At 60.0% G+C, this 18171-nt stretch carries 19 protein-coding genes; 5 read left to right on the top strand and 14 right to left on the bottom strand.

Translation table 11 applies throughout. The features are described from left to right. Positions 1–59: 59 nt before the first annotated feature. From VK725_RS00625 to VK725_RS00560, 14 genes are all read right to left on the bottom strand, one after another. Entirely contained in the window at positions 60–620 is a 561-nt protein-coding gene (locus VK725_RS00625; protein WP_325316138.1) for a phosphonate degradation HD-domain oxygenase, read from the bottom strand. A 160-nt stretch (positions 621–780) separates the two neighbouring features. Beyond that, positions 781–1506, bottom strand: a complete 726-nt coding sequence (locus VK725_RS00620; RefSeq protein WP_325316137.1) for a class I SAM-dependent methyltransferase — start codon at positions 1504–1506, stop codon at positions 781–783. A 41-nt stretch (positions 1507–1547) separates the two neighbouring features. Beyond that, positions 1548–2792 (bottom strand): flagellar hook-associated protein FlgL, encoded by a 1245-nt coding sequence (gene flgL, locus VK725_RS00615; protein WP_325316136.1) that lies wholly within the window; start codon positions 2790–2792, stop codon positions 1548–1550. Between the two features lie 2 nt (positions 2793–2794). Then, positions 2795–4693, bottom strand: coding sequence for a flagellar hook-associated protein FlgK (gene flgK / locus VK725_RS00610; RefSeq protein WP_325316135.1), 1899 nt, complete (start codon positions 4691–4693; stop codon positions 2795–2797). A 51-nt stretch (positions 4694–4744) separates the two neighbouring features. After that, entirely contained in the window at positions 4745–5704 is a 960-nt protein-coding gene (flgJ, locus tag VK725_RS00605) for a flagellar assembly peptidoglycan hydrolase FlgJ (RefSeq protein WP_325316134.1), read from the bottom strand. 1 nt (position 5705) lies between these two features. Beyond that, positions 5706–6842, bottom strand: a complete 1137-nt coding sequence (locus VK725_RS00600; RefSeq protein WP_325316133.1) for a flagellar basal body P-ring protein FlgI — start codon at positions 6840–6842, stop codon at positions 5706–5708. Between the two features lie 220 nt (positions 6843–7062). Continuing rightward, complete coding sequence (gene flgH, locus VK725_RS00595; protein WP_325316132.1) at positions 7063–7761, bottom strand: flagellar basal body L-ring protein FlgH; 699 nt, start codon at positions 7759–7761, stop codon at positions 7063–7065. 11 nt (positions 7762–7772) lie between these two features. After that, complete coding sequence (gene flgG, locus VK725_RS00590; protein ID WP_325316131.1) at positions 7773–8558, bottom strand: flagellar basal-body rod protein FlgG; 786 nt, start codon at positions 8556–8558, stop codon at positions 7773–7775. A gap of 24 nt (positions 8559–8582) precedes the next feature. Then, positions 8583–9326, bottom strand: coding sequence for a flagellar basal-body rod protein FlgF (gene flgF, locus VK725_RS00585; RefSeq protein WP_325316130.1), 744 nt, complete (start codon positions 9324–9326; stop codon positions 8583–8585). Between the two features lie 6 nt (positions 9327–9332). Continuing rightward, complete coding sequence (locus tag VK725_RS00580; protein ID WP_325316129.1) at positions 9333–10556, bottom strand: flagellar hook protein FlgE; 1224 nt, start codon at positions 10554–10556, stop codon at positions 9333–9335. Positions 10557–10599: 43 nt separating this feature from the next. Beyond that, a complete protein-coding gene (locus tag VK725_RS00575; protein ID WP_325316128.1) occupies positions 10600–11289 on the bottom strand; it encodes a flagellar hook assembly protein FlgD in 690 nt (229 codons plus the stop codon). A gap of 14 nt (positions 11290–11303) precedes the next feature. Next, complete coding sequence (gene flgC / locus VK725_RS00570) at positions 11304–11735, bottom strand: flagellar basal body rod protein FlgC (RefSeq protein WP_325316127.1); 432 nt, start codon at positions 11733–11735, stop codon at positions 11304–11306. Further along, the gene (flgB, locus tag VK725_RS00565) at positions 11735–12157 is read right to left on the bottom strand and encodes a flagellar basal body rod protein FlgB (RefSeq protein WP_325316126.1); all 423 of its coding nucleotides are present in this window, start codon (positions 12155–12157) and stop codon (positions 11735–11737) included. Before flgB ends, flgC begins: the two co-directional genes overlap by 1 nt. A 182-nt stretch (positions 12158–12339) precedes the next feature. After that, positions 12340–13266 (bottom strand): chemotaxis protein, encoded by a 927-nt coding sequence (locus VK725_RS00560; RefSeq protein ID WP_325316125.1) that lies wholly within the window; start codon positions 13264–13266, stop codon positions 12340–12342. Positions 13267–13477: 211 nt separating this feature from the next. On the opposite strand from VK725_RS00560, the gene VK725_RS00555 reads away from it, so the two are divergent. The 5 genes from VK725_RS00555 to VK725_RS00535 all read left to right on the top strand — a co-directional run bounded on the left by VK725_RS00555 (position 13478) and on the right by VK725_RS00535 (position 17713). Then, the gene (locus VK725_RS00555) at positions 13478–14788 is read left to right on the top strand and encodes a methyl-accepting chemotaxis protein (protein WP_325316124.1); all 1311 of its coding nucleotides are present in this window, start codon (positions 13478–13480) and stop codon (positions 14786–14788) included. Then, positions 14785–15486, top strand: coding sequence for a flagellar basal body P-ring formation chaperone FlgA (gene flgA / locus VK725_RS00550; protein ID WP_325316123.1), 702 nt, complete (start codon positions 14785–14787; stop codon positions 15484–15486). Before VK725_RS00555 ends, flgA begins: the two co-directional genes overlap by 4 nt. Positions 15487–15591: 105 nt before the next feature. Then, positions 15592–15900 carry a flagellar biosynthesis anti-sigma factor FlgM gene (flgM, locus tag VK725_RS00545; protein ID WP_325316122.1) on the top strand — a complete coding sequence of 103 codons (309 nt, stop codon included), beginning with the start codon at positions 15592–15594 and terminating at the stop codon, positions 15898–15900. A 4-nt stretch (positions 15901–15904) separates the two neighbouring features. Then, complete coding sequence (locus VK725_RS00540) at positions 15905–16351, top strand: flagellar protein FlgN (RefSeq protein WP_325316121.1); 447 nt, start codon at positions 15905–15907, stop codon at positions 16349–16351. A gap of 78 nt (positions 16352–16429) precedes the next feature. After that, positions 16430–17713, top strand: coding sequence for an EAL and HDOD domain-containing protein (locus VK725_RS00535; protein ID WP_325316120.1), 1284 nt, complete (start codon positions 16430–16432; stop codon positions 17711–17713). Positions 17714–18171 lie beyond the last annotated feature (458 nt).

Genomic DNA, 18171 nt, shown 5'->3' with positions numbered 1-18171 from the left:
TTTTGTTGGAATTCTTTAGCGAAAAGCGAATTGTCACGGCGCGAAGGCGACCGCGCTCTTCACTCTGCCGCTAGAGTCGCCTGCAGAAGGACCGGTCGATAGTGGGCCAGTTCTGGCACGGGCAATCCCGCAATCTTGGCTTCGTCGTCCCAGCGACGGAGTTGCACGGCGACGCTGGCATTTGGCAGCGCTTCGAATGCTGCGACTTCTTCGTCGCTCATTGGGCCGCCCTGGATGTGCAGGCTTTCGATGGAAGACGGTGATAATCGAGCGATATAAGTTGGATCGGTTGCGCAGAGGTAGCGCTTGGCAGAGACGTGCAGGCGTACTGTTTCGGTGACGTCTTCGCCAAACCATCTGGCCAGATAGGCCGCTGCAACATCTTCGTGAGCGCCATCCAATCCATGTTGCGCGATGTCTTCGGGCAAGCCGTGCAGAACATGGCCGATATCGTGCAGTAACGCGGCGGTTATCATCGCTGGACCAGCGTGGGACTGCTCGGCGAAATGCGCGCACTGCAAACAGTGTTCGAGTACGGAGACGGGCTCGCCGAAATACGCCTCTTTTCCTTGCGCCGAGAGCAAGTCCAGCAATTGGTCGACGTGTTTGGCATGGGTCATTAGCGTGCTCCGTAGCGAACCGGGTCGACAGACGATGGTTGCATCGCCTGTTGACCGATTGAAGACGGATAGTTAACGAGCCCTGGATTGCGGATCGAGTGCGGATGTCTAGACGACAGGGCGATCTTGTCTAGGAAGCCCTGTCCATCGTTTCACTCGCTTATTGCTTGAGCGTTGTGAACCTGCCCGGCGCTGTTTGGCAATTGATTGCACTTGCCAGCAACGCGCCGCGCTGAAACGAAAAGCTCTTATCGGTGGTCGGCTGGAAGAATTCGACGAATTCGAGGCTGCGCTTGCCGAGTACAAAGCCGCCAATCAGCGGGTGGTTTACTGCGTACATCATCGGAATCAACGCCATCATCGAAGTAGCGGGCACGCCGATGAGGTGTTCTTCCAGATCGCCGCTCTGCTGGCTGTGTTGCGGGTAGAACCAAAGCGGCGTGCTGATGAACAGAAAGGCATTTTCGCCCATGCTGGAGAGCAGCGTGCGCAGCAGCCATTTGGCGGTTTCGGCGGTGAGGTGCTCGATGACGTCCAGCAGACAGATGATGTCGTACTTGGCCAGGCGATCGGAAGGAATGCTTTGCGCCATGCCGTACCACACGTTGCGGTAGATCTTGCGCGCAAACATTTCCGGGTTGTTGCAACTGCCCTCGAAACCATCCACGCCGTCTACCGACCAGTGTGCAGTGGCCGGGTTGGCCTTGAGCATGTCGCCCAGCCCACCCTTGCCGAAGCCGATGTCGAGGACTTCGACGTTGGCGGCGTTGTCTTTCATGATGTGAAAGATCAACTCCTTCGGCGAAGCCGATTCGCCACCCGGAAGCAGCTTGGAACCGATGATCGGATCGATCACCTCGTAGTCTTTGACGATTTGGCGAAGCATGGTTGGCCTTCTTATCTTTATCTATGCGTGTGTGTTATTCGTCAGCCCTGCAGGTAATTGAACAGGCTGGTGCCCTGCACTTTCGCAAACACTTGCTGCGATGCCTGCAACGCCGTCGATTGCAACGACAGGTTACTGATAGCGGTCGCCATGTTGACGTTTTGCACGTCGGCCAACGCGCTTTGATACGTCACGCTCAAATCGGAATAATTGCTCTGCTGTTGTTGCAACGTGTCCAGGCGGCTGCCGACGGCTACTGTCGTGCTGGATACACTGCTCATCGCCTGGCCGAGCGATTCGAGCTGCTGGTTCATGGTGTTGGTGAGCGCTGCACCGGTTTGGCCGCTTTGCAGCGCGTTGATCATGTTGTTGAGCGTGGTGAATACGTCTTGTGTATTCGATGCCGTGTCGGATTGGACATTGACCGTATCGCCCGCGGCAGGCGTGCCGCTCATGGCGAGGGACATGCCGTCGAAGCTGATGCTGCCGCCAGCGGTGTACGTGCCGGTGATCGGATTGCCGCTGCTGTCGGTGACTGGATTGCCGGCGGCATCGGTCACGCTGTAAGTGCCGTTGGCGCCGAAGGTAATCGTGTCGTTCAATGGGCCGGATGCCGTCGCAGCCTGGTACGCAGCGGTATCCGTCACGCTGTTGGCGCCGACGACCAACGTTCCCGTGTTGCTGGCGCCGGCGCTGGCGACAAACGTGCCGTTGCCAGCCGGCAGTGTCATGAAAAGCGAACTGCCGGAATCGCCATTGGCCACCTGCAGGCCCTGACCGATAGAGACAAACGATTGTTGATCGTTACCGGCGTAACTCACCTGGCCGGTGCTGCTGTTCATCACAAAGGGCGTGGTGGTGGTGCTGGTACCGGCGAACAAGGCGTTGCCGTTGGCGTCGGTGGTGTTGGATAGCTGCACCAGCTGGTTGCGATATTGCGTGAGCTCGGTGGCGATGTTGCTCAGATCGCTGGAGGACAGCGCACCGTTGATCGAACTCAAACCCAGATCGTTCACGCTGTTGAGCAGGTTGCTGACGCTGCTGAGCGTGCTCGATTCCGTGGACAGGCGCGTGTTGGCGCCCGTGATGTTGTTGGTGTACTCGGTGTTCTCGGCCAGGATGTGGTTCAGACCCACGATCTGCGCAGCGCCGATCGGGTTGTCCGATGGCACATTGATGGCATTGCCGGTGCTCACCTCGTTCTCGGTCTGCGACAGCGCATCCTGCTGACTGAGCATGGTGCTGACTTGTTGCTGATACATCCAACTGGTGGAGATGCTGATCATGACTATGCGCCATCCTCTATCGCCGTGATCAGGCTGCTGAACAACTGCTGTGCCGTCGAGATCACCTGAGCCGAGGCCTGATAGGCCTGCTGGTATTGCACGAGGCTGGCCGCCTCGGTGTTGAGATTCACGCCAGCGAGGCTCTGCTGATTGCCCGCGGCCTCGTTGTACAAATTGGTTTGCGTCGTGAGTTCGGCGTTGGCCTGGTTGCCGGCGTCGCCCACTTGCGTGGTGAGGTTGCTGTAGCTGCTCACCACCGAGGTTTTGCCGCCGTCCAACACGCCGGTGTCGGCGAGGCCAGCCAATGCCAACGCATTGCTGTTGTCGTTGAGGCCATTGGTGTTGGCGGCAACCGTAAAGCTATCGCCGCTGGCAGGCGTGCCGCTTAAGTTAAGGCTCCAGCCATCGGCGGTGATCGGTTGGCCGGAGGTATAGGTGCCGGTAGTGGTGTTTCCAGCGCCGTCGGTAATCGTGTAGGCGCCGCCTGCACCGAAGGTGACGGTCGCGCCGGATAGCAGGTTGGCGTTGCTCGAGTTGGTAACGCTTACCGAACCGACCTTCGCGGTACCTGTGTTGGCAGTCGCCGCGGTTGCGGTCAGTGCGGCGGCGGCAGCGATGCCATTGGGATCGGTCATGCTTACCGTTAACGACGTTGCGGCGTTACGCGTCGGTTCGATCTCGTAGCTGTCGCCGGTCTGCGCAGTGCCCGACACGCTGAAGGTCAGGCCGTCGGCTGACAACGTGCCATCGGAGTTGGCGGTCAACGCCACGTTTTGTCCGCTGGTGGTGCTCAGGCTCCAGCCGTTGGTGCCCGTGCCCGAGCCGGTGTAACGCAGGATGTAATCGGACGTGGTGAGCTGCGAGACATTGCTGATGGAGGCGCTAACGCTCGCGTTACCGGCATTGCTGCTGGAAGGCAGCACGTCCGGCGAGCCGACGCTGAAAATCGCTTGACCTTGTTGGCCATTGAGATTCAGACCATCGGCCTGCTGTGCATTGACGCTGGACGCCAGCGCGATCGCCGATTGACCTAGCGCGTTCTGCGCAGGCTCCAACACGGTATTGCGATAGCTGACCAACGCGCCCAGGCTTCCTCCCGACAACTGCGAGGTGATGTCGTTGCCGGAGGAGTCGAAGACATCGGTGCTGCTTGGATCGTATTGATTGGGACCCGACGACAATGCATACGACTGTGCGCCACTAACTAGGGTATCGCCCGAGTTCGTGTACACGCTGATCGAACCGTTGCTGTCGGTCGCCGTGGAAATACCGGTGAATCCGGACAGCTGCTGAATAAGTTGGTCGCGCTGATCGAGCAGACTGTTGGGATTGCTATTGCTGCCCGCCGCCAGGATCTGCTGGTTCAACGTGGCGATCTGCGAGGTAAGACCGTTGATGCTGGTGACGGTACCGCCAATCTGCTGGTTGACCTGCGTCGACTGCTGGCTGAGCTGTTGCCCGAGTGTGTTGTAGACACTGGTGAGCGAAGAAGCATCGCCCAACACCGATTGCCGCACCGAAGAGGAACCGGGTGAATTGGCGACGCTGCTGAAGCCACTGTATAAATTGTCGAGCGCGGTCTGCAGATCGCCGCTGCCGCTGAACGCGCTGTTGAGCGTGCTGGTGAGTTCGCTCGAGGTGGTGGCGGCCTGCAGACTGCTGTTGCTGCTCCACAGGGCGGTCGTCAGGTATTGGCTATAGGCGCGCTGCACGCCGACCACGTCGACGCCGCTGCCGATGGTGTACTGGCTATTGCTCTCGCCGCCGATGGTTTCGACCTGGTCGACGCGTTCTTCGCTGTAGCCGCTGGTGCTGGCATTGGCGATGTTGTTGCTGACCGTGGCCAGCGCAACCTGGGCGGCATTCAATCCGGAAATGCCTATGTTGAGCAAGCTGGACATGGAGCAATCCTCAATAGCAAAGCCGAGTGCGCACGATCCTCATGGGTACGCTCACGGTGTCGGCAGGAAACTGGTTTTCTTAAGCGCATCCAGGGCGTCGCGCATCACGGAGCTGTTGGCGATGGCCGCTACCTTGCCCGCGTAGTCCGGGTCGGTGGCGTAACCGCCGTCGATCAAAGCCTTGGCGTAGCCCAGCACGTCGTCGCCACGGCCAATGGCGCGGGAGTAACGGGGGTCCTTGCCGATCAGGTCGGCGTAGTCGGCCAGGGAATCGGCGGTGGATTTGTAGGAGCGGAACTGCGCCTGTTTGCGCACGGCGATCCCGCCTTCGTATTCCACCGTGGGCACGTTCACGCGCGAGCCGCCCCAGCTGCCACCGGCCTTGATACCAAATAGATTGAAGCTGCTGGAACCGTCCGAATGCGTGGGCATGTGCTTGCCCCATTGCGTTTCCAGTGCGGCCTGCGCCAGCACGGTACGTAACGACAGCCCAAGTTCCTTCGCCACGACGCTCGCCTGCGGCGCGAGTTCGCGCACGAAGGCTTCGGCGTCGGCGGGAATCGATGCCATCGCCGCGCGGCCGGCCGAGCGTGCGTCGTCGGCGATGCGGTAGAGACGCTGTTTCCAGCCATCGACGAGACCCGTCGTGCTTGGGTCGACGCCGGCGGTCTTGCCATCGCCACCATTGCCGCTGTTATGACCGCCGAGCTGATGAACCAGCAGCTCGGCAATACCTAAGCCTTTACCGTGTTGCGAGAGATTGAGCGAAAGCTGCTGGTCGTACATGTCTTGCCATTCATCGCCCGCCTGACTTTCGAACAGCGGATCGCCGAAGTTGGCATCGCGCATCGATTTCAAAAGCATTTGCGTGAACATCGCTTCGAACTGTTTGGCGACGGCAGGCAATGTGCCGCCCTGATCGGTCTCGGCCTGATGACGCAAAGCGCTGAACCCGGACAGATCTGTCCAGGTATTTAAGCTTTGCGCCGCGGCGTTACCGATATCTGCCATGTCAGATCACCACGAGATCGGCATGCAAAGCACCGGCTTGCTTCAGTGCTTCGAGAATCGAGATCAGATCCGTCGGCGTCGCACCCACCTGATTCACGGCGCGCACGATGGAATCCAGACTCGCGCCGGGACCGAACTTGAACATGTGACCGCCGGTCTGGTTGATCGATACGGTGCTGTTGGGCACCACGGTCGTCTGACCATTGCTGAAAGGTGCAGGCTGGCTGACTTGCGGTTGTTCGCTGATGGTGACCTGGATCGAACCGTGCGCCACGGCAGCAGCGCTTACGCGCACATCCGAACCGATCACGACGGTGCCCGTGCGCGAATTGACGATTACGCGCGCGGGTGCATCGCCCGGGTCGACATCCATCGATTCGATCGCGCCGAGCCACGCCACTTTCTGGCTGGGATCGGAAGGACCACGCACGGAAACCGAACCGCCATCCAGCGGACGCGCGGTACCGGCGCCGTAAAGATGATTGATCGCATCGGCAATGTGGCTGGCGGTGGTGTAATCGGCGCTGTTGAGATTCAACACCAGGTCGCCCGGATTGGAGAACGACGATGCCACCGCGCGTTCCACCGAGGCGCCATTGGGAATGCGGCCGCTGGCGGAGATGTTGATCTGCACGCTTGAGCCGCTTTTGCCCGATGCACTGACACCGCCGACCACGACACTGCCTTGCGCAACGGCATACACGTTGCCGTCTGCACCGCGCAATGGCGTCATCAACAACTCGCCACCGCGCAAGCTCTTGGCGTTACCGATGGATGCCACGGTCACGTCGATAGCCTGTCCGGGTTTGGCAAAAGGCGGCAGACTTGCCGTGATGGTCACGGCAGCCACGTCTTTCAGCTGCGGCGCGGTGCCGGTGGTCGGCAACGACACGCCGAACTGCTTGAGCATGTTCTCCAGGCTTTGCGTGGTGAACGGTGCCTGCGTGGTTTGGTCGCCCGTGCCGTCGAGACCGACGACCAGGCCGTAGCCGACGAGCTGATTGCTGCGCACGCCGGCTACTTGCACGAGGTCGCGGATTTTGTCGGCGCGTGCGGTGTTGGGGGCGAGACCGCAGAGTGCTACAACCAACGCGATAATGGCCGTGATGCTGATGTGTCTACGCGCAGACTTATTCATGACTGCACCTCGTATTTTTCCAATACCGACATCCGTTCCTCACCGTCCATCCTTACCTCACCGTCATTCCAGCGAAGGCTGGAATCCAGAGACTGTCGCGCTACGTCACAAAGCAAAGACGGTGGATTCCAGCTTTCGCTGGAATGACGAGCGGGAACATTGCGGCCCCAGCTTTCGCTGGAATGACGGTATGGAGGTGTACGGTGTGCGTGGGTGCTCATCAGTACGGCATCCACTTGGAGTTGAAGAACCGGGCCAGCCAGCCTTGCTGATTGGCACTGTTGAGTACGCCGCGGCCGGTGTACGTGATGCGCGCATCGGCCACGCGAGTGGAATCGACAGAATTGTCCTGCTCGATATCTTCAGGACGCACGATGCCGGAAAGACGAATCAACTCCTGGCCCTGATTGATGGTCAGCCACTTCTCACCACGCACCATCAGGTTGCCGTTGGAAAGGCGCTGCGCCACCGTTACGGTGAACTCGCCGGTCAGCGCATTGCTCTGCGTGCTGCTGCCCGCGCCATCGAAGCTGTTGGCGGAATTCAAATTGGAGTCGGCGGTGTTGCCGCCTTTTACGCTAAGCGTGTGACCAAACAGTTCCGGCGCGTTGAGCGTGTTCTTGTCGGTCTTCGCAGTCGTGGTTTCAGATTTTTTGCTCGCCTGCATCGCTTCGACCAGGTTAATGGTCAGAATGTCGCCGACACGGTGCGCGCGCGGATCGTTGAACAGCTCCAGATTCTGCATGTCGTGATAGATCGACCCATCCGGCGGCGGTGCTTTCTGCTGCTCGACCGGCGCGGTCGCGGCCCACTCGGCGTCTTCCTGCTTCTGACGCGCGTTGATGCTGCCGCAACCTGCAAGCACCGCAACTATCAGCGACACGCTTGCAACACGTAGGTACAGCGTTGATTTAGCCATGACAGTACTACTCAAGTCTTGTTAATGACGAACTGCAACATGTCGTCGACGGCACTGATCGACTTGGAGTTCATTTCATAGGTTCGCTGGGCTTCGATCATGTTGACCATCTCTTCCACCGTATTGGTGTTGGACGATTCAAGCGAGCCTTGCGCAATGGTGCCCATGCCGTTGATACCGGGCTGTCCGGTCTGTGCAGCACCACTGGATTCGGTTTCGAGATAAAGGTTCTGGCCCATTGCCTGCAGACCGGCCGGATTGATGAAGTTGGCCAGCTGCATCGTGCCGACGGTCGTGGGCGTGGTTGAGCCATTGCTGGTAACGCTGACGGTGCCATCGGTACCGATGGTGACGCTGTTGACGTTCGCAGGCAGCGTGATGGATGGAACAAGCGGATAGCCATCCGCCGTTACAAGCTGTCCAGTGGAGTCTTCGTGCAGCGAACCATCGCGTGTGTACGCCACGGTGCCGTCGGGAAGGCTTACCTGCAGAAAACCGTTGCCGTTCACGGCAAGATCGAGCGAGTTGCCAGTCTGAGTGACCGCGCCTTGCGTAAACAATTTTTCGCTGCCGACGACTTTTACACCGGTGCCGAGCAACAGGCCCGATGGCGACTGGGTCTGCTCGGTGGTCTGGCTGCCGGGCTGGCCTTCGTTCTGGTACATCAGATCCTGGAACGACGCACGCGATGCCTTGAAGCCGGTGGTACTGGCGTTGGCAAGGTTGTTGGAGATCACGTCCATCTGCGTCTGCTGCGCATCGAGGCCGGTCTTGGCAATCCAAAGTGAAGAAAACATGGCTTGGCTCCGTTCGTTGACGCGTTAGCTGGTGGTCTGCAGAAGTTTGGCGCTGTCGTCGGCATCGTCTTCGGCGGTCTTGATCGAACGCACCTGCATTTCGTATTGGCGAGACAGCGAAATCATCTTCACCAGTTCGGACGATGGATTGACGTTGCTCGCTTCCACCGCACCCGATGTCACCGTTACGGTGCTGTCGGCGTCTGCAGTGCTACCGTCGTTCATGTGCATCAGGCCATCCGATCCCTCGGACATCTGCGTGGGATCGGGATTGACCAGCTTGAGTTGTCCGACGGCTGCAATCGTGTCGGGACCTTGACCCATCGGCACCGTGGAAATCGTGCCGTCTTTACCGATGCTGATTTGCGAGCTCTGGGGAATGGTGATCGGACCGCCATCGCCCATTACCGGATTGCCGCGCGAATCGAGCAGATTGCCGTCCGCATCGATCTGCAGATTGCCGGCGCGCGTGTACGCTTCGCTACCGTCAGCTGCCTGCACGGCAATCCAGCCCGGACCGTTCACCGCGACATCCAGCGGACTGCCGGTGTGCTGGATCGCGCCTTGCGTTTCGTCTTGCCCGATACCCTGTGCAACGGCATTGATGCGTGTGTTCGCACCGGGACCGAGCACGGGCACGCTCTGAAAAGCGCTGAGCTCGCTTTTGAAACCGACCGTGGATGCGTTGGCCAGGTTGTGGCTGACGGCATCCTGCGCACGCATCGTCTGCGTGGCACCGGTCATGGCGATGTAGACGGAACGGTCCATGGCTTATCAGCTGCGATCGACCGCGGAGAACAGCGACTGGTCGAGCGAGCTGACCGTGCCCAGCATCTGCGAATTGGCTTCGTAGTCCTGCTGTGCCTGGATCATGTTCACCAGCTGCGCGGTGGTGTCGGACGTATTGGAGGTTTCCAGCTGGCCTTGTTCGATATCGCCAAATTGACCCGTGCTGGCCGTGCCCAACACCGCCGTACCCGAGGACTGCGTCGCGACCCAGTTGTTGTTGCCGACCTGCTGCAAACCCTGCTGGTTGGAAAAGTTGGCGACGGCAATCTGGCCGAGCTGCGTGGTCTGGTTGTTGGAATAGATCGCCGTGACGATGCCATCCGTACCGATCTCCACGTTCTGCAGCACGCCCGCGGCGAAGCCGTTCTGATTGAACGCGCCCGGCGCATACGCCGTGCCGAACTGTGTGGTGTTGGACACGTTCATCGTCATGGTGGTCGGGAACGTGGCGCCGTTGGTGGGCTGCGTCGGCGTGAAGCTGAGATTGCCATTGGCCGGCGTCACCAGCGCACCGGCGCTGTTGAACGTCATCGCAGCCGTGCCGGCGCTGTTGCCATCGATATAGAGATTGGCGTTCCAGGTGTTGTTGCCGGTCTTGACGTAGTAAACCGTGGCGCTATGCGTACCGCCCTGCGAGTCGTAGACGCTGAACGTGGATGCGTTGTTGTAGCTGTTCGTATCGGTGGTGCTGAACGGATCGGCTGGCACCGTGTCCTCGGCATCAAGATTCGAGCTAGCGGTGATCGTGCTGGTCGGCGTCGCGGCGCTCTGTGCCGTGTTGAGCTGCAGATTGGTGAGCGTGCTGGTATTGAAGCCACCCGCCGTCGTCGGCGGATAGACCTGCAAAAACGCGCCGCTGGCGGTTGTCACGAAGCCATCGGCGTTTTCCTGGAACGCGCCGTCGCGGGTGTACTGATTGCCGCTGCCATTGTTGACGACGAAGAAGCCGTTACCGCTGACCGCCATGTCCAAGCTGCCGTTGGTGGTTTCCAGGTCGCCCTGTGTGAACTGCTGCTCGACGTCCGTCAGCTCGGCACCGCTACCGACGGTCGATGAGCTGAGGTTGAGGCCGGTGACGGCATACACTTCGGCAAACTGCGCGGTCGATCCCTTGAAGCCGACCGTGCCTGCGTTGGCGATGTTGTTGGAAATGACGTTCAGTTGGTCTTCGGCTGCATTAATGCCGCTGAGTGCTTGATTGAGAGCCATGCTTTATTCCTCAGTAGTGCGATGTCGGTCGATGTCGCCGACGTCAGTTGATCTGTGCCACTTGACTCAGCGGCACGCCGCCGACGCCCGCCACTTGCACATAGGTACCGGTGCTGGTGCCGCCATAGCCCACACCCGTCACTGCACCGGAGGCATAGGTGTTCAACGCGGCGCTGCCGCCACCGTTGTTGGCCGAAATGTTGTAAACGCCGTTGGCGACTGCGTTGCCGTTGCTGTCCGTGCCGTTCCAGCTGAATTGCGCCAAGCCCTGTTGCTGGTCGCCCAGATCGATAGAGTTGACGAGGTTGCCGCTGCTGTCGGTGATGTTGACTACGACATCGCCTGCCGTGGAAACATTGACGGCGCCATTCACCGCACTGCCGGTGTAATCGAGCGTGCTCGAGGGCACCAGCACTTGCTTGCCAACCAGGTTTGAAGCGCTGAGTACCTGCGACGTCTGCGCGTTGCTGGTCATGTTGCTGCTCATGGTATTGAGCGTGCTGTCGATGTTCTGATCGGTCGACAAGGTCGCGAACTGTGCGAGTTCCGCGGCCATCTGCGAGTTGTCCATCGGTTGCGTCGGGTCCTGGTCCTGCAGCTGCGTGGTGAGCAGTTGCAAGAAATCCGACTGGGTCATGGTCGCACCCGACGAGGGTGCGCTGGTGACCGTGCTGCCGGTCAGGCTGAGCCCGGTGGTGGAAGGACTGCTGGTGCTGCTACCCACTGCTGACATAAAAAGACTCCGGATTAGCTGCCAAGATCGATGGTCTTGATCATCAACTGCTTGGTGGTGTTCATGACTTCGACGTTGTTCTGATACGAACGTGATGCGGAAATCATGTTCACCAGCTCATCGATCGGATTGACGTTGCTGCCGTAGACGTAGCCGTTCTCGTCCGCCATGGGATTACCCGGCTCGTAATGCGACTCCACCGGCGACTGACTTTCCGTCACGCCAACCATGCGCACGCCGTTGTTCACGCTGTTCGTGTTCTGCGTGCCGAAACCGCCGTCGTTATCCTGCGTCGGCGCGAACATCAGTTCCTTCGCCTTGTATGCGGCGTCGGGACTGCTGCTGACGCTGTCGGCGTTGGCCAGATTGCTGGCGACGGTATTGAGCCGCATCGATTCGGCGGACATGCCCGAACCGGCCGTGTCGAAGATCTTCATCAATGACATCAGCTTTGCCCTCCGCCGTTGATGGCCAGGCGCAGCGTCTGAATCGAACTATTGATGAAGCTCAAGCTCGCCTGGTAATGCACCATGTTGCTGGCGAATGCGGATTGCTCGGCTTGTGCATCGACGGTGTTGCCGTCCATGCTGGGCTGCGTCGGCACGCGATACTTCAGATCGTCGGTCGACGTGGTGGTGCTGGAATCGATCTGTCCTTCGCTGGGTGCCGCGAGTTGGAGATCGGACGACTCGCCACTCGCCTTCTGCAGGGCATCGCGAAAATCGACATCACGCGCCTTATAGTTGGGCGTGTCTGCGTTGGCGATGTTGGACGCGATGGTTTCCGAACGCTGCTGCCAAAGGCCGAGAGCCTTGCTGCTCAGTCCGAAAACATCCTCAAGTGCTGAACCAATGATGCCGATACCCATGATGAATTCCCCGCAACGTTGAATGCTTGCAGTGGGTCATGAGCAAGTTGTATGCCACGCGATGAAAACCGCATGGCAGGGCCATTTGACGCCGCACATGCGCGTGCAGCGTGGTTTGCCGCGACGTTATACCGACGCGGCAAGGACGGATTCCCGACGGCGGTATGCCGCCGAATCGCCCGTCAATTTGTTGACGGCGCCATCAACTCCATCACCGTTTTCGCCAAAAGATCGGGCTGAAATTTCGCGATGAAGCGATCCGCGCCGACGTCGCGTACCAGGGCTTCGTTGAACACACCACTTAAAGAGCTGTGCAACAGCACCTTGAGCTTGCGCAGCGCAGGCGTTTCGCGGATCGCGCGCGTCAACGCATAGCCGTCCATACGCGGCATTTCGATATCCGATACCACCAGCGAGACCATCTGTTCGCCGGTCTCGAGCATGTTCTGGAGCTTTTCCAGCGCTTCGCGGCCGTCCTGGCAGACGACGCATTCCACCTGCATCTGCTCGAACAGGCCCGTGATGCGCTGGCGCGCGATGACCGAATCGTCCACCACCATCACGCGCATGAGCGATAGATGCTGGTGTTCGGCCTGTTGCTGAATATGGTGGGAGACTTCTTTGGCGCTGCCTTCGATATTGGCGAGGATCTGTTCCACATCGACCACCGCCATCAGCTGACCGTCGATACGGCTGACGGCGCTGACGCGACCGCCGAAGCCCAATGCGCTGGACGGCGCCTCCAGCGTCTCACCCGTGAAGTGGGCGATGCGCTGGAAATCGGCGACCAGGAAACCCTGCACCGAGCAGCTGAATTCGGTTACCAGCAGGTGGGCCGAATCGGCGTTGGCTTGCGGCGGATAACCCATCGCGGCAGCCAGATCGATGACCGGAATGGTTTTGCCGCGGTAATCGAAGCTGCCGGCCATCAGGTCGTGCATGCCGGGAAGCCGCTCCAGCGGCGGCTTGCGCAGGACTTCGCGCACCTTGAAGACGTTGATGCCGAAGAGTTGCTTTTCGCCCAGCCGGAACAGGAGCATGGCAACACGGTTATGGCCGGCCAGCCGTGTGTGGCTTTCCACGCTGTCCAGTAATGCCGTGCCTGTCATGAGGGTCCTCGTGCCTGACAATCGTTCTTTCAGTATCGGCGTCCTACCCCATGACTTGAGGTATCCGCCTTTTGTGCTCGTCATTCCAGCGAAAGCTGGAATGACGGTGCAGCGTGGTGGAGCTCGACAGACCATGGCACACGCCTTGCTTCCTCAAGTTCCGACGCTTCCCGACGATTTCAGGGAATCAACGAATGGAACCGCTTCGCCTATGAGTCTGATCCGCAGCCAGCACGTGGCCGCCTTGACCCAAGCCGCCCTCGCCGGGAACAACGCCGAGTTGGCTTCGCTGAGCCGCCGGTATCCGGAGGTCGCCAAGCTGTTGGCGCCCCTGCTCGCACGCCTGGAGCCCCGTGCGCCCGCGGCCGTTGCCATGCAGTCGCTGGAACAGCAAAGCCTGGTGCTGACGCATGCGCAGGCGCTTCATCGTGAACAAAGCGGGCTGGAACAATCGATTGGCGAGAGCCGCGACGGTGTCGGCCAGTTGACGGACAACAGCGCCGGGATGTCGACAATCCTGCAGCAGGCGCAAGGCGGAATCGACCAGGCGACCAAGGCCGGCACCCAGAGCGCCGCCAGCGTGAGCGAACTGAATGGCCAGCTGCGTCTGTTGCGCAGCGCGCTGTCGTCCATGCATCAGAATCAGAGTCAGCTGACCGAACAGATTGCGCAGATCCGCGCACTGACGACCAGCGTGCAGGACATTGCGCATCAAACTAATCTTGTCGCCTTAAACGCTGCGATCGAAGCGGCGCGCGCGGGCGAAGCAGGCCGCGGTTTTGCGGTGGTGGCGGACGAAGTGAAGCAGCTCGCCGAGAAAACCACGCAAGCCACGGCGGAAATTGAAACCGTCACCAGCGCCATCGGTGCCTTCTCGCTGCACATGAGCGGTAACGTGCAGCAAGGCTTGCAGCGTCTGGAACGTGCGCAAACCGGTATCGGCGATACCGAACGCACCATGCAGCAAGGTGGCGAAGCGTTGCAGAACGCCAGCGATCGTCTGCGCTCCCTGCGCGAATCGCAGGATGGTTTGCACGTTCGCGCGACAACGATGAAGGCAACGCTCGGCGCATTGCAACGCCGCGCTTACGAAGCACGCCGCCACGGCGAAGCACTGGGGCGCGCTGCTGCCTTGGCGCATCGCTTGTGCCTGAGCTGGCTGGAAGGCGAAAGCGGTAACGATATTGCGAGCCTGAGCCTTACGGTACGCGAATCGGTGCTGGGCCTTCGCCAAAGCATCGAACTGGCCTTGCAGGAACCGACCGCACTCGATCGGCGCTGGTTCGATACAGATGTGCTGCAACGCAGCCTCGATCGCCTGATCGCGCGTCACATCAATCATCCTTCATCGACGCCGTTGCGCGAATCGGCGGCGCGTTTGCAGGAACACGGCAGCGCCTTTGTCGAATTGCTCAACAACGGCGAATTCGATCTGGCAACCCAGTTGTCCGGCAAGCTGGAAAGCGAGCGCGAAACCATCAACAACCAACTCGCAGCGATGCTCGCCGACGACTTGCCATGAATCGTGTGACGACCACCGCCCTGCTATTGGCACTCGTGGCGTCGGCCACGAGCGCGTTTGCGGCAGACAGCACCACGCCGGATCAATTGCGCGCTGCTGCCGAACAGGCAGTGCGTGCGCAATATTCCGATGCGGGAAGCCGGGTGGTGATCGTGCCGACGAAACTCAGCGAGCGTCTTCGGCTCGCTGCATGTTCGAAACCTTTGCAAACGCACTTGCCGAATCGCCAGGGAACACCCTCGCGTGTCGCGGTGGCAGTCAGTTGCACCGGCGCACCCGGTTGGTCGATCCAGGTTCCGGTGCAGATGCAGGTGTTCCGTCAGGTGCTGGTTACCAGCCGGCCGCTGGCACGCGGCGACATGATCGGCCCGGCCGATGTGCACGTCGAAGAGCGCGACATTACGCGCATGGGTTACGGCTATGTGGAAAGCGTCGACCAGATCACCGGCCACGCCGTGGCCCATCCGCTAATCGCAGGGGTGGTGCTGGAACCGGGCGACCTGACCGGGCGGGAAACCGTCCACTCCGGCGAGGAGGTCGCATTGATCGCCCAGGTGGATGGCATCGAGGTCCGCACCGCCGCCATGGCCCTGGACGGCGGGGATACCGGTTCGCACCTGCGTGTCCGCAACGACACTTCAGGCAAGATAATCAATGGCATAGTGCTGGGAGCCGGCGAGGTTCAGGCCCTCCCTTAACACTTTCCACGAAACGTACAGAATGTGATCGTCGGCACTAAAGTTTCCTCCAGGAAAGCCGATATCCCTTTCAGGACTCATCCGCACACGGGAATCCTAAGCACTATGAACAACACAATTTCGCCAAATGGATTGCCGCAGCTTCCGCTCGCCACAACGAACGCGGACAGCAACGCCAATCAGACCAACGCAACCACGTCTGCGTCGAACACGGCTGCCACGCAGTCCAACGACAGCGTGAAGTTGACCGATTCCGCCCGCGCCCTGCAGCAAGCCAGCAGCGCGGACAGCCCGGTCGACACTGCCAAGGTCGAAGCTATCAAGCAGTCGCTGGCTGCGGGCACCTACAAGGTGGACCCTAACGCCATTGCCGACAAACTGACCTCCATGGAAAGCCAGATCAGCGGCACGTGATGACATGAGTCCGAATCTGCAGGCCGAACTCGGTGCCGCTTTGCGCACTGTCCTGGATGAAATGAGCGCGACTGCCACGCAGCTCATCAACATCCTGGACGAAGAGCGCGAAGCACTCGAATGCGCCGACGCCAAAGCGCTCAATCGTTCGGGCGAGGCCAAGCAGATGTTGTTGCGCAGGCTCGAGCAGTTGGACGTCGAACGGTTGCATTTGAGCAACACGAGCAGTGAAGCGGCGCAGCAAACCGATTCCATCTGGCGCGATCTACTCAAGTCACTCGCCGTTTGCCGCGACAAGAATCAGCGCAATGGCGCTCTGGTCAATCACCGATTGACGCAAGTGCGACGCGCGCTATCCGTGCTGACGGGCAACGATTCGCAAGTCGGTACGTACGGTCAAAACGGTGCGGTTCACAGTACACATCGCTCGGTTCCGCTGGCACAAGTTTAAAAGTCTGTATCGCAATCCCCTCGTGCGTGGGTGCGCTTTCCCGCACACGGTAACGCAAGACCCGCACGGAACCGGTCCATGACGATGACAGCACCCGCGACGACTACCGCTCCTTTGAATGCACCGACGACGCTGAGCGACATGCTGCTGCCGGTCGTGCGCAGCCCGATGCTGGATCGCGACGAAGAACTTTTCGCCTACGAACTGGTGTTCTATCGCCAGGGCGCGGGTACCGATGCCGACACCACGCTGCTCGGCGGCATTGTTTCCGGTATTACCGATGGTGCGATCACGCGTCTGGTTCGCGGCAATCGCGCGTTCATGCGCCTGTCGCGTTCTTTGCTGCTTGAGCAGACCGATATCCTTGCGCACACGCCGCGTCTTGGCGTGATCATGGACCCGTTCCAGGTTCGCGACGTCGCACTCGTGCAGCGCCTTCAGCAACTGGCGTTGCGCAACTGCCCGATGATGCTGGATCTGGGATCGATCGATCCGGCATCGAGCGAACCGCATGGCCCGCTCGAACCGCTGTTGCGTCTTGCGCGCTATGTGCGCATCGACGCCAAGACACTGGATGCCGCAACGCTGGAAAGCCGTTGCAATCAACTCTACGACCGCGGCCTGAGCGTTATTGCCGGCAACGTCGACGATCACCTTACGTACGCGCGTTGCAAGAACCTGCCGTTCCAGGCGATTCAGGGGCGTTATCTGCTGGTACCGCAGCAGATCGAAGTACCGGTGCTTACGCCCAACCGCCTGAGCCTGTTGCGTTTGATGAAAGCCTTGCAGGAAAGCAGCGCAGGCCCGGTGGAGCTGGGTGAAATCATTCGCGACGATGCGGTGCTGAGTTACAAATTGCTCGGTTGTGTGAACTCCGCCTACTTCGCACTTCCTCGTCAGCTCAAATCCATCCAGCAGGCCGCGATCTTTTTCGGTCTTGCGCGCATGCGCAACTGGATTCACACAATGACGCTGAGCGGCATGGACGATCGTCCGCCGGAACTTCTGCGCGCTGCGCTGATTCGCGCGCATATGTGCGAGAAGTTGGCGCAGGGTATGTCGACCGAGCAGCAGGATATGGCGTTCATGGCCGGTCTGCTTTCGCTGCTCGATACGTTGTTGTGCGCACCGATGGAATTCGTGTTGAGCCATCTGCCGCTGGCGCCGGAGATTCGCGAGGCGCTGGTGGAGGAGCGTGGTCCGTTTGCGCCGATTCTTGGGCAGATTTATGCCTGGGAGTCGGGGGACATGCGTGCTAATCAGTTGCCGCCGCAGAGTATTCGCAAGATGGCGGGGGCGTATTTTGAGGCTACGCAGTGGGCGGATCAGGTTTATTCGTTCTCTGAGCAGCGCGCGCACTGAGTCGGTTGTTTATTCGCTGATTTGTTTATCGCCGATCTGGGCTAGCTGAATCAGCGACTCAGTCTCCAAATACTCGCCCCTCGCAATCTCCAACGCTCGTCATTCCAGCTAAAGCTGGAGGCGTTTTGCAACAGCGAAGCTGGTCATCCAGTGACTTCGGTTTTCATTTATGCGTTGCCGTCAGGTTGCTCGCCTGCGCGGCGGGCGTTTCGTCCGCCTGCCGGCGGCCGAGTCACTTTTCTTTGCTTGCCCAAAGAAAAGTAACCCAAAGAAAGGGCACCCCATATTCGGTGCTCTCCGGGCGGCGCCCTCCGAGGCGTGAGAGGGAGCCGGGCTTTTCGACAGGGCTTCCTGCCCTGACGAAAAGGAATCGGCATCCATGCCAATTCCCCTGCGGGCCTTCTCGTCCCCCTCTCACTCACCGCATAAGGGGACCCCTTGCGCGCAATGCGCGCACT

The organism is Dyella sp. (assembly GCF_035486915.1).
Classification (GTDB): Bacteria; Pseudomonadota; Gammaproteobacteria; order Xanthomonadales; family Rhodanobacteraceae; genus Dyella_B.
This window is presented reverse-complemented; position numbering and strand designations above follow the sequence as displayed.